We start from the raw sequence: 844 nt of genomic DNA, 5'->3' as shown, positions 1-844 counted from the left end.
CTTCTTGATCAAGTGCGTGGCTGTAGTGAAATTGATAGTTCGACTTTATTTCTTCTGTAAATGGAAAGCTTCTTACCATTTCTGTTTCCTGATAATCCGCTAGAGTATGAAGCCTGTTCCAATATTCCTTATTGTCTTTCGACACGCCCATAATTTTGGCGAATACATTCGGAATCTCAATTGAATGTTTATCAGCTTTGAAATTCGGCCGAATAAAGGCGCGTTCTTTCGTGATTAAAAACAATTCATCATAGGTCGTTTTCAGCGTAACGGACACCGGTGTGTGATCTCTGAACTGCCACGGCTTATACAGCATGGACTCCTCGTGATTCAGCACATGTTCAATTTCTTTTGTTGAGCGGTAGGCCACTGTTGATTTACGGTCTGGTTTTTCTTTCGGAAACGGCTGAAACTCCGAAACATCCGGGAGCTTTTCCGTAAAACCGAGCTCCTGCTTCGGGTCGACAAGCGCCAGCTGATCCGTTCCCGCCGGATGGAACAGCAGTACATCACAGCCGACCAACATCAGATAATATAAGAAATAGAGCTGGCTTTTCGTCGCATCTCCATACCAAACAACCTTCGGCATCTCCCGCTCTATATCGGTTTTTTCCAGCCAGGGGTTCAGATGGTTTAAGGAAAACTTCGAGACATCAAGCAGCACTCTGCGAAAATCAGGATGATTCAGCCCCTTTTCATGACTGTCCGCAAAGGTATGTAAAAGCGTCATCAGCGCTTATCTTAAATGGCGGTGCATCAGGGGATTTGAGTGCTTCGCAATCAGCTTTTCCCCGTCCAAAAAGGCAACAAAGCGGCTGACTGACAGCCCTTTTTCTTTCTGATT

1 pseudogene is annotated in these 844 nt (G+C 45.3%); it reads right to left on the bottom strand.

Features of this window, described 5'->3' with window-relative positions:
- Nucleotides 1-844 (bottom strand): annotated as a pseudogene (locus ACWHAR_RS25190) (YceG family protein); the annotation flags it as partial.

The sequence above is a fragment of the Bacillus sp. LR--39 genome (genome assembly GCF_053613335.1).
The sequence above is the reverse complement of the archived record's forward strand: the minus strand, read 5'-3'. Positions and strand labels throughout refer to the sequence as shown.